This window comes from Microbispora sp. H10885, assembly GCF_014161415.1.
GTDB classification, from domain to species: Bacteria; Actinomycetota; Actinomycetes; order Streptosporangiales; family Streptosporangiaceae; genus Microbispora; species Microbispora triticiradicis.
Genome location: NZ_JABBWY010000011.1, coordinates 153,955 through 166,788 on the forward strand (window position 1 = coordinate 153,955; position 12,834 = coordinate 166,788).

The following is a 12,834-nucleotide window of genomic DNA, read 5'->3' on the forward strand; positions in this document are numbered from 1 at the left end:
GGTGCTCACGTGGCGCGGCCCGAGCTCCGCGTCAGGCGTTACCCGCGACGTTCTGGATCGCACTGGCGAGGCGCGCGAGATCGACGCCTTCGAGGTGGTCGAGAAAGTGCCGGCGCACGCTGGCCAGGTTGCTCGGCCACGCCTGTTCCAGGCGGGCGAGGCCGGCGTCGGTGAGGACGGCGTTGAACCCGCGGGCGTCGTCGTCGCACCTGACCCGTTCGACCAGGCCCTGCCGCTCCAGGACGGTGACGATGCGGGTCATCCCGCTCAGGGAGAGCTCGCAGGCGACCGCGAGCTCGCCCATCCTCATCCGCCGCTGCGGCGCCTCCGACAACCGCATCAGGGCGGTCCACTCGATGAGCGGCAACTGCTGTTCGCGCACCATGTCGGCGTCGATGGCGCGGGGCAGCGCATAGATCAGGCGGGGGAGCGCGCGGACCAACGCGTCCTCGTCGGCGGTCAGCGGCCGCACCGGCCGCGATGTAGTCATGGTCACATTCTACTTGCTTCACGAACGAAGTACCCATACTCTTCCTTCGCGAAGCAAGTATTTCTCGCTGGAAGTGGAGATCGTCATGACCAGAATCGGGATCATCCTCGGCAGCACCCGCCCCGGCCGCAACGGGGAGGCCGTCGCCCGCTGGGTGCACCAGGTCGCCGCGCAGCGGACCGACGCGGAGTTCGAGCTCGTCGACCTGCTCGACTACAAACTCCCGCACCTCGACGAGGCGCTGCCGCCGTCGCTGGGCCAGTACACGCAGCCGCACACGATCGCGTGGGCCGGCAAGATCGCCTCGTTCGACGGGTTCGTCATGGTGACGCCGGAATACAACCACTCGACGTCGGGGGCGCTGAAGAACGCCATCGACTTCCTGTACGGCGAGTGGAACAACAAAGCCGTCGGTTTCGTCAGCTACGGCTCGGTCGGCGGCACCCGTGCGGTGGAACACCTGCGCCTGATCGCCGGTGAGCTCCAGATGGCCGACGTACGGGCCCAGGTGGCGCTGTCGCTCTTCACCGACTTCAAGGATTTCAGCGTGTTCACGCCCAACGAGTTCCAGCTTCAGTCGCTCACCGCGATGTTGGACCAGGTCGTGGCGTGGAGCACGGCGCTCGCGCCGATGCGCGCCCGGTGAGTTCGTACGGAACACGGGGATCAGGAGGAACTCGATGGGAACGCTTGACGGCAAGGTGGTGCTGATCACCGGCACCGCCGGAGGTCAGGGCCGGGCCGCGTCGCTGGTCTTCGCGCGAGAAGGCGCGAAGGTCGTCGGGTGCGACATCCAGGTCGACGCCAACAACGAGACGGTGGAACTCGTCCGTCGCGCCGGAGGCGACATGACGGGCGTCGCGCCCGTCGACCTCACCGATCCGGAACAGGCGCGGCGGCTGGTCGACGAGGCCGTGGCGGCCTATGGCGGGCTCGACGTCGTCTACAACAACGCGGCCATGCCCCGCTTCGGGCCGATGCCCGGTTTCTCGGTCGAGGACTGGCGGGCGACCATCGCCGGCGAACTCGACATTCCTTTCTTCGTGTCGAAGTTCGCCTGGCCGTACCTGGTCCGGCGGGGCGGCGGCGTCATCATCAACGTCGCGTCCATGGCCGGCACGATCGCCGGCGAGGTCCCCCCGATGGTCGCGCACAGCGCGGCGAACGCCGGGGTCATCGGCATGACCCGGCAGTTCGCGCTCGAAGGCGCGCGCCACGGGATCCGCGCGGTGGCGATCAGCCCCGGGCCGGTCCTCACCCCGGCGAGTGACCGCGATCTCGGCGACGACCAGGCCGCCAGGGACGCGATAACCCGCAAGACGCTCCTCAAGCGCTTCGCCCGGCCGGAGGAGATCGTCGAGCTGGCGGCCTTCGTCGCCTCCGACCGGGCGGCGTACATCACGGGCGCCAACTACGCGGCCGACGGCGGCGCGACCGCCTGGTAGCCGGTACGGCTAGCCGGGCGTCCCGTCGCGCTTGTTTCTTCTGGCGAGACGCCCGGCTTGCCCGTCGTGCACATCGCTCATCCACTCCCAGCCGGGCTTGGCCGACGGGCCGACCCGCGGGTCGCCGGGAACATGGGCGTCACGCAAGGCGTGCACGTACGCCCGATCCTGGTCGATCCGTGCGCGTACCTCATCGCCGACCGACCCGTGGCCGGGGACGAGGACGTCGACGTCGCCCGCCACGCCGTCGAGCAGCCGCAGCGCAGCGAGGTAGTCCTCGATCGGGTCGGCGGTGTCGGCGAAGTCGAGCATCGGAATCAGGACGTCAGAGAGCATGTCGCCGGCGACGAGAACCCCGCGTTCTTCGACGAAAAGCGCCGCATGGCCCGGTGCGTGCGCTTGATGCTCGATGATCCGGACCTGAGGGCCGTCCCATGGAATCCGCGCCGTCCCGGCGGGCAGGGCGGTGATCTGGCCGAGCAGGTCCAGCGGCACCCGCTCGGCGATGCCCGTCGGGAGCAGGTGGGCGGTGATGCGCGCCTTCGCATCCGGGTCGGACAGCTGCTTCCGGACAGCGGCCGCGCAGCGGGCCGTGCCGTAACGAGGGGCCGTGCCGAACTGGGCGTGCCAGAGCAGGTGATCCCAGTGAGGATGCGTCGAGAAGCCTGCCACAACGGTCCGGCCCGAACGGGACAGGTCGTTCGCGAGGCAGGCCAGTTCGTGGTCCTGCACCCCGGGGTCGATGAGCAGCACTCCGGTGCGGCCTTGCACGACAACGGCGTTGCTCTGGAGGAACTCGCTCTCGTGGACCAGCACACCGTCCGCGACCTGCCTCAGCACGGTGGCCCCTCCCGCTTGTGATTTGCAACCGCTCGCCGCGACGGTAGTACCGGGTAGTGGCAGATTGCAAGCAGTAGGAGCGAAGCGAACGAGGTCGGGGTGCCCGATCAGCCTCGCCATCGAGGGTGTCTCACGTATGGGCTGCTCCTGCGGCCCGAGAATCTCCTCGACGAACAGCGCGGTGGGCAGGTCGGAATGGATCCGCACCTAACCGCGTGCCGGCGGGTGGCCGTCTGGGCGGCGTCCCCAGGCTGAGATCAGCGGCGCGAGTGTCAGGTCGAGTTCTCCCGCGTGGATGGCGACCAAGTGCGCGTCGATCTCGGCGTCGTCGGCCAGGCCGGCCGCGAGCAGCTCGCCGCGCACGTGCCGGATGGTCGCCGCCTCCAGCCGGTCGCAGGCCGGCCCGCCGACCGGGAAAGAGCCCGCCGCGGCGACATCCACCAAGCCGGCCTCACGCAGTGCCCGCGGCAGCGTCCGGCCGTAACGCAGGTCCGCGCCGCGGCGCGTCAGCAGCTCCCGGACCGCGTCGCGCAGCCGGTTGGCCCGCCGTTGCGCCGGGCCGCTGTCGTCCAGGCATGCCAGCGGCTGCAGAGCGGTGTCGGCGTCCTCGACCAGCAGCCAGCCGCCGGGCCGCAGTGCCGCCGCCATGTTGGCCAACGCGCGAGCCCGGTCGGGTACATGGACCAGCACGAGCCGGGCGTGCACCAGATCGAACGTCCCCGGCTCCGGGGGCGGATCAGCGGCGACATCATGCCGGCGTACCTCGTACCCGTCGCCTGCCTCCAGCCACGACGGGTCGATGTCCGTGGCCAGCACGTGCCCGGTCGGACCGACGGCCGCCGCGAGCGCCTCCGGGATGCTGCGGCCACCGGCCCCCACCTCCCAGCAGCGCGAGCCGGCCCCGACCCCCAGTCGATCGAAGTGCCCCCGCGTCACACCGTCGAACAGCTCGGCCAGCCAAACGAATCGCTCGCCCGCCTCGGCGCGCGCGTTGTCCAGCAGGTACCCCCGGGCGGGCTCTCCGCCGGGCGCGGTAGTCCCACCTGTCGGATCCGGTCGGCCGCCGACGTGCGGCGGGCGGGGCGAGGAGGTCATCACCACATGGTCACCTCCCCAGGCCACCAGCGCCACGACGCCGGCAGAGGGATATCTCACACAGCCGGCGAACCCCGCACGTCCTGCAGCACGGTTCTGCACCGTGACGCGCCAGAAGGGGTACTGACGTGCCCTCAGAGCACAACGATCCGTTCTGGAAGGGCTGGCAAAGCGGCTGCCATCCTGAACGAGGTAGCTGTCCTCGGTGCATTGACCATGACTTGGCAGTGTTGGACGGCGTCGGGGTGGCGCTGGGCCTTACGCCTTTTGAACACCCGCAGCGTTAGGGATAGTCCGCATGACGAACCGAACATCGTTGGCGGCACTGACGCTGGCCCTGACGGCGCTGGGGGCGCAGCCTTCCGCGGCGGGCGCCACCACCGTCTCCAGCCCAAGCGTGTCGTGGAAGTCCTGCCCCACCCACTCCGACGAGGTGATCCGGAGCCTGGGCGTGACGCAGGATCACGTCGCGGACTTCCGTACCCTGATGAAACGCCTGGAGTGCGGGACGGCCAGCGTGCCGCTGAACCACGATGACCCCGGTGGGCCGAAGATCGACATCGCTGTGACCCGGCTGGCCGCCACGGACGAGGACCACCGGCTGGGCACTGTCGCCATCCTGCCGGGAGGGCCGGGCGGCAGTGGATATCTGGACCCGATCCTGCGGGCCGCGCTCAGAAACGATGAGATGGCCGAGCTGAACGAGCGGTACGACATCATCGGCTTCGACCCCCGCGGGGTCGGGTACAGCACCAAGGTCATCTGCGAGCCCGGCCCGAGAGGCCCGGACAAGCCGGGCCCGCTGACCAAGGAGTCGGCCAGGAAGATCTACGACGCCCAAGTCGCGGCCAACCTGAAGTGCGCGAACTCCGACCCGGACTTCCTCCGGCAGCTCACCACCGACACCGTGGCCAGGGACCTGGACCGGGTACGGACCGCGCTGGGCGACCGCACGCTCAACCTGCTCGGTTTCTCCTGGGGCACCTATCTGGGCGCTGCGTACCGGAGCCTGTTCCCCATGCACACCGGACGGGTCTTCCTGGACAGCCCAGCGCCGCCGTGGACCCGTTTCGACAGGCACATCGAGGAGAGCGCGGCGGCGGTCGAGCGCAACTTCGGCCGCATGGCCACCTGGCTGGCACGCCGTGAGGCGATCTACGGTTTGGGCACCACCGCCACGCAGGTGCGTGAGCAGGTGGTGAAGCTCGTCACCACGTACGACAAGAACCCCAAGACCTATACCGACCTGCCGCAGCCGATCGATGGCTCGGCCGTCGCCAACCTGGCCGGGCGCAACTCGACTGAGTGGGCACGCGCGGGCAAGGCCCTCTCCGAGCTGCGGACGGCGAATGCCACTACCGCCCCGCCCACCGTCAAGGAGCTGCTCGGCGCCCAGATGAGAGCACCTCTGCCCGGCACGCCCGAAATGACGAACATGACCATGAACTGGGCGGTCACGTGCAACGAGGACAGCAGCCGACCGAGTTTTGACACCGCCTGGCATGACTACCAGCGGCTCCAGAAGCGCCTTCCGGCGACCGGCCGCTCCTGGGGCACGACCGCGCTGTGCTCCGGCTGGCCGCTGCCGGTGCGGCAGGCCACGCTGAAGCGGAACGGCGGATCGCTGGTGCTGGCCGCGCACCTGTACGAGTACATGTCCGTCTACGACTGGGCGCTGCAAACCCGCCGCGTGATCGGTGGCACCGTCTACAAGGTGGCCGACGACGTGCACGTTTCGACCACTAAGGTGCCTGAGTGCGCCGCCGAGGTGGTGAAGTACTTCGAGACGGGCCGGATCGACGCGGGCTGCCCGGGCCTCAAGCCCGCGAGCTGACCCTCGGCCTGAGCATGGAAACAAGCGAGCGCCCCCACCCACCTCCACATACGCACCGAAACCAGTACGAACCGCAGCAGCAGAGATTGTCAGGCACCCTCCAAACCCAAGTATCCCTGGCCAGTAAACCCAAGTACCCCCTGGCCAGGGGCAGGTTCGTTGGATTCTGCTCCCTTGCTACCGGGACCCCTTCGGGACTTCGGGCCCGAGCAACGCGCCGACACCGCCCTCCCACTCAAGCTTCTGCGCGAGGGTGTCAACGGGCATACGCGATCCACCCTGAACGGCTCGGGATCACCCTGGACTGCAACCCGGCGTCACAGCTGTGGAGCTACTCCGACGGCGCGAGCTACCGATATAGGTCAAAATCATGCCCATGACGGGAGAAACCCTGAACGGCTTCGGTGAGCTCGTGGACGCCGCAATTGAACGGCGCGCCATGGAGGTGACCGCGTTACACGAGGCGGGAGAGTTACTGAGCAAGGTGATCCACGCGGCCGCCATCGTGGCTGATCATCTGCGAGCCGAGGTCGCAGTCTTGCCGAAGCGGCATGTCCTGAGCGATGACACCGGGGATGACCCGGGGGCTCGGCTTGCCGAGGCTGGTGAGCGTCTGAGGAGGATCACGGGTCTTTTGCAGGACGCCGACCTGCATGCTCGTCGGTCCGGCGCTGCGCTGCGACACATCAACGTGCAGGCGGGTTCTGACGAGAGTGAAGACTGAATAGGAGTCTCGCCGGGGACTCGAACGCTGCGGATTACCAGAAACGATTCGATCAAGCTCTGTCGGCTCAGACCTGGAGATGTAGTGTCCGTAGACGTTCGCCAAAGTCCGCTCTCGCCCAGCCCCTTGGCTGTACAGCCAAGGCATTCCACAATCGGCACGCTATGGACAGCGAAGCCACATGACCATGCTGGGCGCCCCGTCGATCGCCCCCCAACCCCGTCAGATGGCCGGCCACTGCATGGCGATCGTCGTGCTGCACTTGGGCGGCGGCGCATGCCCCGGAGCCCCAGGGCCCGCTTACCCTCGACCGGGATCGGGATTTCGCCACCCGGTGGATGCGCCGCCCGCAGACCGGTGTCGTGCGAGTCAGGCAGCACGGGCGGGCCCCGCCGATCGGTGCCGTCCGGGTCCGGCGGGCTGAAAGTTGCATCCGCGACCTGCATCTTCGCGACCCGCCCGGTCGCGTTGGCGACAGGCCGCGACACTCACTTCTACCGTCTGTGTAGCGCGTCGATCGGTATGCAGGCCCCGCCCCGCCTCCTGGCCGCCAGGGAGTCACCATGCAACGGCGAGTCATCTCCATCGTTCTCGCGGCGCTCACCGCACTGGCCGGGCTGGTGGTGACCACGCCCGCGTTCGCGGCGACGGCTCCCGCACGGATCACGCGCTTCGCCGACACCACCCCGCCGACGGTTCCCACCGGGCTGAGCAGCACGGTCGGATGCAACCCCCTGTCGGTGACGCTGAACTGGACCGCCTCCACCGACAATGTGGGGGTCACCGGCTACGACGTGTACGGCGCGCCCTACAGCGGCGGCACGTTCGTCCCGGTCGGGACGACCTCGGCGACCTCGTACACCCAGCCCATCATGGGGCTGTATTTTTACGAGGTGCGGGCACGCGACGCGGCCGGCAACACCTCCGCCTTCACCGAGCCGGTTCGGGTCGTGCTGCCCCCCTGCCCGACGATGACGCCGGAGCCGCAGCCGCCCACGACGCCAGGTACGCCGACCGCGACCGTCACCTGCGGCTCGGTGACGCTGATCTGGACCGCCTCGACGGACAACGTGGGCGTCATCGGATACGAGATCTGGCGTGCGCCCGGCGCCACCGGCGGCACGTTCGCCCTGGCCGGCACCACGACGACCACGTCGTTCACCCAGTCCGGTGTGGGGGTCTACCGCTTCCAGGTGCGGGCGCGTGACGCGACGGGCAACTACTCCGCCTTCACCTCACCGGTCACCGTCTACGTCCCGGCCTGCCCGACCAGGGGCTGTACGGCCGTGTACAGCCCGGCCGGCGACTGGCCCGGCGCGTTCCAGGGGAAGGTGGTCGTGACCAACACCGGCACCACCGCGACCACCGGTTGGACGGTCACCCTCACCTTCCCCGGCGGCCAGCAGATCACCCGGGTCTGGAACGCCAGCCTCAACGACTTCGCCAACCCGTACACGATCACGAACGCGAGCTACAACGGAGCGCTGGCCCCCAACGCCTCCACCACCTTCGGCCTCCAGGGCACCACCACCAGCGGCGCCGACAACACCCCCATCACCGCCTGCATCCGCACCCCTTCCAGCTAGTGCGCTGTCCGGCGAAGGTTCACCGGCTCCGGTGCCGTAACAGGCGCCGGCGTCGCCGTACCACGACCCGCCGCCCCGGCGCCGGCCCCTAGGCCGCACGCCCGGACGGCGAGCGAGCGACGGGCCGCACTGCGGCGGCGCGCCGCGCCGCCGCCTTGACGTCGCCAAGGATCGCCGGAACGGCACGCGCTGGTCGGTGGCGCTCGCGCTCGGTCTTCGGCAATGTGAGGCGCTTGGCCTGCGGTGGAAGTACGTGGACCTGAAGCGGGGGCAGCTCCGGATTTTTTGGCAGATCAAGCACCAGCGCTACCGGCACGGCTGCGCAGATCCGCACACCTGTGGGGCCGCCCTCCACCGGTGGAGTCTGCCCAGCTCATTGCAGGTGGGGCGCCAGGGACTCGAACCCTGAACCGACGGATTAAAGGCGCCCTTGATCGGTACCGTCTGCTGTCGCCGCGTGCCGACTTCTATCATTCCGTCCGCTATTGGCCCCGGGATTCTGCCGCTCAGTCACCCTGTGTGCCGCGCCGTGTCCCGTACACACGAGTAACCACCGAGCAACCATGCGCCCTTTAGGTCGCGTCGAAAGCGAAGTGCAGGCGCTCGGAGCGGCGTTGCGCCCGGGATGACCCACTACGGGTCGGCCCGCTTGGCGAGTACTGCCCGTGCCTCGTCGTCGACGGGATCCTCCGGCTTCTTCACGGGAGCCGGCTGGCCCGATATGGCCGCGCGTCCCCCGCGTGCTCGGGGTGTCGGCGGGTAGGGCGTAGGCAGCGATGGATCGATGGAAGGCAGAGCGGCGATGATGCGGCATCTGCCCAGTGCGCATGGCCATGCCGGGCTGCCCGACCAGAGGTTGGTGCAGGCGGCCTTCGACAGCGCGGGGGCAGGTATCTATCTGACTGATCATTCTGGGCGTATCACCATGGCGAATCGGCAGGCCGGGGCGTTGCTGGGCCGTTCCGTGGCGGAGATGGTGGGCGCCAATGCCCACGATCTGCTGCACAGGGGCGCTGACGACGGGCTGACTCCTCGCTCCCCCTGTCGGCTGATGGGAGTGCTGGAGCACGGTCGTCCGGCGCGCGGCGATGAGTCGATCTTCCTGCGGGGTGACGGCAGCCTGCTGCCGGTCTCCTTGTCGGCCGCTCCGATAGTGCAGGAGGGCGGGCAGGTGCTCGGGCTGATCGTCGTCTTCACCGACATCACCGAGCGGCTGAACCTCTCTCGTCAGCAGGCCGACCAACTGGCCATGTTGGAGGACTTCAACGCCCGCCTGACGCTGGTCACTGAGATCACCTCTGTGCTGACCCAGACGCTGGAAGTGGACGAGGCCTTGCGACGGCTGGGCAGGCTGATCGTCCCGCGGCTGGCCGACTGGGCGGTGGTGGATCTGCGTATCAATCACGATGAGGTGGAGCGGGTGGTGGTGATCCCTCCTGCGGATGAGGCGAGGAGGTCCCCGCTGCCCGAGCCCTCGAGTCCCCTGCTGGCGCGGGTGCTGGATCGGGGTGAGACCGTTTTGTTGGGCCCGGATGAGATGGTCGGTGAGGCGGGCTCCTGCATGGCCGCCGCGCAGCGTGAGCTGTTCGCGGTCCGGGGAGCGGTGTCGGCGATCATCACGCCGCTACGCACCCAGCGGCAGGTGCTGGGGGCTCTCACCGTGGCACGCACCGACCCGGCCCGCCCCTTCGACGCCACCGATGTGACGCTGGTCACCGACATCGGACGTCGCGCGGGATTGGCGGTGGGCAACGCGCGCCTGTTCGGCCAGCAACGCGAGGTGGCCGAAACGATGCAACATCACCTGTTGGCTCCCCTGCCGAAGGTGGGTCACCTTCAGTTGGCCGCGCGCTACTTGCCGGCCCCGGTGGGGTCTCAGGTCGGGGGTGACTGGTACGACGCCTTCCTGCTGCCTGACGGCGTCACCGCACTGGTCATCGGTGACGTGGTGGGCCACGACATCAAGGCCGCCGCCGAGATGGCCCAGCTGCGCAGCATGGTGCGCACGCTGGCGTGGGACCGCTGCGTTTCGCCCAGCCTGGTCGTCAACCGGGTGGACCAGGCGATGTCCGCCGTCACGGATGTGCCCATGGCCACGATGATCTTCGCGCGTGTGGAGGGCCCCGAAGGGGGTCCCTGGCAGTTGCGCTGGAGCAACGCCGGGCATCCGCCGCCTCTACTGGTCACCCCTGACGGGCGTGCCCGCTACCTGGAACAAAGGCAGGATCTGCTGCTCGGGCTCCGCCTGGGTATCGAATCAACCAGGCGCGACGCCGTCGAGCCGATGCCGGCCGGGAGCACCCTCGTGCTCTACACCGACGGCCTCGTCGAAAGCCCCGGCAGCGACCTGGCCACCGGACTGGCCCGGCTGCTGCGTCAGGCCGCGGCCGCGGCTCACCGCCCGCTGGAGGACTTCTGCGACGGGATCGTCCGACGCATACCCCTCGGAACCACCGACGACGTCGCCCTTCTCGCGCTGCGCCTTCCCGCGTGCGGCGCTGACACCTGATCGTGTAGGGGGCCGTGTCATGCGGCAGTGGATCCGCTCGGGCTCAGGCCGCCGCCGTGAACGACGCCGGCAGCCCGGCCGCCGGTCGCCGCGGGCTCGGCCCCGGCAGGGCCATCCGCAGGACGCGTTTCCATACCGAGCCCGCCTGGCGGGTCAGCGAGCCGGACATGTACGGCAGGCCGAACCGCTCGCACAGGGCGCGGACCCGCGGCGCGATCTCCGCGTACCGGTTGCTGGGCAGGTCGGGAAACAGGTGGTGCTCGATCTGGTGGCTGAGGTTGCCGCTCATGATGTGGAAGAGGCGTCCGCCGTCGATGTTGCACGAGCCGAGTAGCTGGCGGACGTACCACTCGCCGCGGGTCTCGTTCTCGAGCCGGTCCTCGGTGAAGACCTCCGCGCCCTCCGGAAAGTGGCCGCAGAAGATGATGGTGTGCCCCCACACGTTGCGCGCGATGTTCGCGGTCAGATTGCCGAGCAGGACCGGGAGGAAGGCCGGACCGGCGAGCAGCGGGAACGCGACGTAGTCCTTGACAACCTGGCGCCGAATCTTGCCCGCGACGGCACGGAGCTGGGTCAGGGCCTCTTTGAGGTCCTTTTTCCCTGACGGGATGCGCTCGAGTTCCAGGTCGTATATCGCGATGCCGTACTCGAAGAAGAGCGCCAGCAGCGCGTTGTAGAACGGCTGGGCGAGGTAGATCGGGTGCCATCGCTGCTCCGGGCTGATCCGCACCACCGAATAGCCGATGTCGCGATCCTTGCCGAGCACGTTCGTCCAGGTGTGGTGGACGAAGTTGTGCGAGTGTTTCCACTGGTCGGCGGGGGAGGCGGTGTCCCACTCCCACGTGGTCGAATGGATCTTCGGGTCCCGCATCCAGTCCCACTGCCCGTGCAGCACGTTGTGACCGATCTCCATGTTCTCCAGGATCTTCGCGACGGCCAGTGCCGCTGTGCCGGCGGCCCAGGCGGGGGGCAGCCAGGAGGCGAACAGCAGGGCCCTGCCGCCCAGCTCCAGCTTGCGCTGGACGGCGATGAGACCCCGGATGTAAGCCGCGTCCCGCTCGCCGAGGCTCGCGAGCACCTCGTCGCGGATCTTGTCCAGCTCGCGGCCGAACTCTTCGGCGTCGACTGGGGCCAGATGGGATGTGGCAGGCATGCGTGTTCCTCTCAGAGCTCGATCTCGACTGGGCCGGCCGCCACCGACACGCAGGGCTGGATCATCTCCCCTGCGTCTCCGTGCACTTGGCCGGTCCGTACGTCACGTACCTGACCGGAGCGAAGGCGCGCGACGCATCCGTAGCAGATGCCCATGCGACAGCCGCTCGGCATGAGCACCCCCGCGTTCTCGCCGACGGCCAGCAACGGCGTCTCGCCGTCGGCCTCGGCTTCTCGGCCGCTCCTGGTGAAGCGGACGTGTCCCCCCGAACCCGCTGCCGCTGCCGGCACCAGACTGAAGCGCTCGACATGGAGGCCGTCCGCGGGCCCGGTCCAGTACGCCGTGATGTCGTCGAGCATCGCCGGTGGCCCGCACGCCCAGATGGACCGCTCGGTCCAGTCCGGGCAGAGCCGGGCCAGCTCCGCGGGCCGCAGTCGCCCCTCAGAGCGTGTGTGCCGTTCGTGCAGGCGCAGCCGCGGCCATCGCGCGGCCAGGCTCCGGAGTCGCCCGCCGAAGATGACGTCGGCGGATGTCGGCGCCGAATGGACCAGCACGACGTCCGGGCCGTCCGCATTGTCTAGACGCAGGCCGTCCAGCATCGCCATCACCGGTGTGATGCCGCTCCCGGCGGTGACGAACAGCAGGCGCGGCGGTGGTGGCTCGGGAAGGACGAACGCTCCCTCGGGCCGGCTCAGCCTGAGCACCGCCCCGGGCGCTGTGCTCCGCACCAGGTAGTTGGAGACGAGCCCGCCGCGCACGGCCTTTACCGTGATGGTGACGCAATCGCCGGACCTGCCCGGGGCCGACGACAGTGAGAAGGTGCGCCAGTGTCGCCGTCCGTCGATGTCGACGCCGATCCGGACCCATTGGCCGGGACAGTGTGCGATCCAGCTCCGGCCCGGGCGGATGATCAGGGTCGCCGCGTCGGCGGTTTCCGCGTGCACCGCCTCGACTCGGCCGCACAGTTCCCCCGCGCCCCAGAGCGGATTGATCAACTCGAAATAGTCCTCGGGAACCAGCGGCGACGTCAGCCACTGCGCGGCTGTCGCCAGCCGGCGTAGGAGCGCCACAGGGGATGCGGATGCACGCGTAAGGATCACAGAGCCTTCCCGAGGCAGTCGAGGATCTAGGCCTTGAACGGGCTATCCACGCGGACAT

General features: G+C 69.0%; 11 protein-coding genes. 6 read left to right on the forward strand and 5 right to left on the reverse strand.

Annotated features, from left to right (window positions below):
• Window positions 1-31: 31 nt before the first annotated feature.
• Window positions 32-490 (reverse strand): MarR family winged helix-turn-helix transcriptional regulator, encoded by a 459-nt coding sequence (locus HHX37_RS27805; protein WP_182882292.1) that lies wholly within the window; start codon window positions 488-490, stop codon window positions 32-34.
• A gap of 85 nt (window positions 491-575) precedes the next feature.
• Here HHX37_RS27805 and HHX37_RS27810 point away from each other — a divergent pair, with 85 nt between their 5' ends.
• Both HHX37_RS27810 and HHX37_RS27815 read left to right on the forward strand, forming a co-directional pair.
• Window positions 576-1,136: an NADPH-dependent FMN reductase gene (locus tag HHX37_RS27810; protein WP_182875033.1), complete on the forward strand. Its 561-nt coding sequence runs from the start codon at window positions 576-578 to the stop codon at window positions 1,134-1,136.
• 34 nt (window positions 1,137-1,170) lie between these two features.
• Window positions 1,171-1,935 carry an SDR family NAD(P)-dependent oxidoreductase gene (locus HHX37_RS27815; protein ID WP_182887360.1) on the forward strand — a complete coding sequence of 255 codons (765 nt, stop codon included), beginning with the start codon at window positions 1,171-1,173 and terminating at the stop codon, window positions 1,933-1,935.
• Between the two features lie 9 nt (window positions 1,936-1,944).
• Here the strand turns inward: HHX37_RS27815 and HHX37_RS27820 are convergent, their stop codons facing one another.
• Both HHX37_RS27820 and HHX37_RS27825 read right to left on the reverse strand, forming a co-directional pair.
• Window positions 1,945-2,982: an MBL fold metallo-hydrolase gene (locus HHX37_RS27820; protein WP_310740567.1), complete on the reverse strand. Its 1,038-nt coding sequence runs from the start codon at window positions 2,980-2,982 to the stop codon at window positions 1,945-1,947.
• Window positions 2,983-3,930, reverse strand: a complete 948-nt coding sequence (locus HHX37_RS27825) for a methyltransferase domain-containing protein (protein WP_220503212.1) — start codon at window positions 3,928-3,930, stop codon at window positions 2,983-2,985.
• Between the two features lie 238 nt (window positions 3,931-4,168).
• Between HHX37_RS27825 and HHX37_RS27830 the strand changes: the two genes are divergently transcribed.
• From HHX37_RS27830 to HHX37_RS27845, 4 genes are all read left to right on the forward strand, one after another.
• Window positions 4,169-5,704, forward strand: coding sequence for an alpha/beta fold hydrolase (locus HHX37_RS27830; RefSeq protein WP_182887361.1), 1,536 nt, complete (start codon window positions 4,169-4,171; stop codon window positions 5,702-5,704).
• Between the two features lie 376 nt (window positions 5,705-6,080).
• Entirely contained in the window at window positions 6,081-6,428 is a 348-nt protein-coding gene (locus HHX37_RS27835; RefSeq protein ID WP_182887362.1) for a hypothetical protein, read from the forward strand.
• A gap of 563 nt (window positions 6,429-6,991) precedes the next feature.
• Window positions 6,992-8,014, forward strand: a complete 1,023-nt coding sequence (locus HHX37_RS27840; RefSeq protein WP_182882287.1) for a cellulose binding domain-containing protein — start codon at window positions 6,992-6,994, stop codon at window positions 8,012-8,014.
• A gap of 784 nt (window positions 8,015-8,798) precedes the next feature.
• On the forward strand, window positions 8,799-10,523 hold the full coding sequence (locus HHX37_RS27845) for a SpoIIE family protein phosphatase (RefSeq protein ID WP_182887363.1): 1,725 nt from the start codon (window positions 8,799-8,801) through the stop codon (window positions 10,521-10,523).
• Between the two features lie 43 nt (window positions 10,524-10,566).
• On the opposite strand, the gene HHX37_RS27850 is transcribed toward HHX37_RS27845, so the two are convergent.
• Complete coding sequence (locus tag HHX37_RS27850; protein WP_182883972.1) at window positions 10,567-11,676, reverse strand: fatty acid desaturase family protein; 1,110 nt, start codon at window positions 11,674-11,676, stop codon at window positions 10,567-10,569.
• An 11-nt stretch (window positions 11,677-11,687) separates the two neighbouring features.
• Window positions 11,688-12,746, reverse strand: coding sequence for a ferredoxin reductase (locus HHX37_RS27855; protein ID WP_182887364.1), 1,059 nt, complete (start codon window positions 12,744-12,746; stop codon window positions 11,688-11,690).
• Window positions 12,747-12,834: the final 88 nt, after the last annotated feature.